The organism is Clostridium sp. (assembly GCF_032552055.1).
GTDB lineage: Bacteria > Bacillota > Clostridia > Clostridiales > Clostridiaceae > Clostridium.
In genome coordinates this window covers 1-2,803 of the sequence record NZ_JAWGSV010000330.1, presented here as the reverse complement: position 1 = coordinate 2,803, position 2,803 = coordinate 1, and the positions used below count along the sequence as shown (strand labels likewise).

Sequence of the window (2,803 nt, the reverse complement as noted above, 5' to 3'; positions counted from 1 at the left end):
CTCTTATATATAATTGATTTATCTTTTTTATTTTTTTCTTTTTCAATAATCGGAGTAACCTTAAATAAATAATTATGTATTTCTATATTTTTTTCATCCGTTCTATTCTTATTAAAATAAACAATTTTTTCACTATCAAATTTCATAGTAATCCCCCTAAAATAAAAAAATGTATATCAAAATAAACTGATGTGGTCTCAGTTTATTTTGATATACATTTCATAATTGGATAAATATAAATTTATCTCTTATTTTCCTACTGATTAATAATATAAATATTACTAATTTAAATTCACCTATTAAATTATCAAATCACTTCAATACTTTTAATTTTATTAAATAAAAAAAGCTATAACAAATAGTTATAGTTAAATAATACCATCTTATCTTATTTATTGTCAATTTATTTTATGCCATAATCTTTCTTACAAATTCTGGACATCTTGCATTAGTAGTTCTACTAACATTTTCCTTATATCCACATTCTCTATCTTGGCATACATTCACAACCCCATTTTTACCTTTTACCTCTAAAAGATATTTTCCGCAGTTAGGGCACTTTTTACCTGTTTTATTGTCATGAATAAATTTACTATTATCTCCCTTAATTGATTCTATTAAGGCAATAGAATAATTTTTCATTTCTTTAATAAAACTACTATCACTCTCTTTTCCTTTACTAATAGCATCTAATCTACTTTCCCATTTTGCTGTTAATAAAGGTGACTTAAGTTCATTTGGAACTAATTCTATTAATTGTTTACCTTTTGAAGTTGGAACTATTTCTTTTCCTTTTTTCTCTATAACAAAAGAGTTAAATAATTTTTCTATTATATCAGCTCTAGTAGCAACAGTTCCAAGTCCTCCAGTTTCATTTAATGTTTTAGCAGCTTCTTTATTAACATTTACGTACTTTTGAGGATTTTCCATAGCTGATAGTAAAGTTCCTTCATTAAATCTAGCTGGTGGCTTAGTTTGACCCTTATTCAAGTTAATAGAGTTTATTTTTATTTTATCTCCCTTATTTAACTTAGGTAAGACTTGCTCTTTAATATCATCTTCCTTCGATGAATCTTCTATATCTTCCTTACTGTAAACTACTTTCCACCCCTTTGATTTTATTACTTGACCCTTAGCAATAAAACTTTCTCCCCCTATTTTAGCAACAATATTTGTTTGTATATATTCAAAAGGAGGTAACATTACACTTAAGAATCTCTTAACTACTAAATCATAGATATTTCTTTCTTCACTGCTAAAGTTTACTGTATTAGGTTTTTGTTCAGTTGGAATTATAGCATGGTGATCACTTACCTTACTATCATCTACAAAACCCTTATGAGCATTTATTCTTCCCCTTAGTATTTCACTTGCAATACTTCTATATTGACCTACTGAAATAGCCTTTAATCTTTCTTCTAAAGTTCCTACAATATCTCTAGAAATATATCTCGAATCAGTTCTAGGATATGTTAATACCTTATGATTTTCATAAAGTCTTTGCATTATTGAAAGAGTTTGTTTTGCTGAATATCCCCATATTCTATTTGCATCTCTTTGAAGTTCAGTTAAATCATAAAGAGCTGGAGCAAATTTCTTTTTAGGTGTTTCTGTAATTGAAACTACTTCTCCATCCTTACCCCTTGTTTTATTTACTATGCTATTTGCAGCATCTTCATTAAATATTCTTCCATTATTATCTTTATTAACATAAGTTAAAGAAAAGCTATTTGCCTTAGCTGATATTGTATAATAATCCTTTGGAATGAAGTTTTTAATTTCCTCTTCTCTACTTACTATCATAGCTAAAGTAGGAGATTGAACTCTTCCTGCTGATAATTGAGCATTATGTTTACAAGTTAAGGCTCTAGTTGCATTAAGTCCAACTATCCAGTCTGCTTCTGCTCTACATACAGCTGCTTTATATAAATTTTCATATTCACTTCCAGGTTTTAAATTCTTAAATCCATCTAAAATTGCTTTATCTGTTTGTGAAGATATCCAAAGTCTTTTTATAGGCTTTTTAACTCCAGCCTTTTCTATAATCCATCTTGCAACTAACTCTCCTTCTCTTCCTGCATCAGTTGCAATAACTATTTCATCTATATCATTTCTATTTAAAAGCTTCTTAACTTCATAAAATTGCTTTGATGTCTTTTTTAAGACTGTTAATTTCATATACTTAGGTAACATTGGAAGTGTTTCCATACTCCAAGTTTTGTATTTTTCATCGTAACCTTCTGGATCTTGCAGTCCAACTAAATGACCAAGAGCCCAAGTTACTACATATTTATTTCCTTCAATATAAGCTCCCTTATTATTGTTAGCTTTTAAAACTTTTGCTAAATCTCTACCAACAGAAGGTTTCTCTGCTAGTACTAATATTTTTCCCATATAAAATGTCCTTTCTTTCTTTAATGTATGTGTCCCACAAACAGCCCAAAATAATTTTTCATTGTGCGACAGCACCATTACATTATCCTATAAGTCTATATTATATCATAAATTAGCAATAATAATGATTTAATGATATAATAACTCATAAATAATTGTGGGGTGGTTTATTATGGTAGAATTATTAAAATTAATAGCTAGTTTTATAAATGATTTACATGACAAAGTATTGGACATAGTAGGAATTGCTGGGTACCCACTTAATGACAAGCAACTGCATTTTATATTTATGGCTGTAATAGGAATATTAATTTTTGCATTTACACAAATAGTCTTTAAGAAACTTGCAAAATATAGCATAACTGCAATTTCATTTATTTACACATTTACAGTAATGGTAGTAATAGTA

At 28.0% G+C, this 2,803-nt stretch carries 2 pseudogenes; one reads left to right on the top strand and one right to left on the bottom strand.

From position 1 onward, the window contains the following. Positions 1-432 precede the first annotated feature (432 nt). Positions 433-2,394: pseudogene (locus E6248_RS15030) on the bottom strand (DNA topoisomerase III); the annotation flags it as partial. A gap of 172 nt (positions 2,395-2,566) precedes the next feature. Here E6248_RS15030 and E6248_RS15025 point away from each other — a divergent pair. Next, positions 2,567-2,803 (top strand): annotated as a pseudogene (locus E6248_RS15025) (hypothetical protein); the annotation flags it as partial.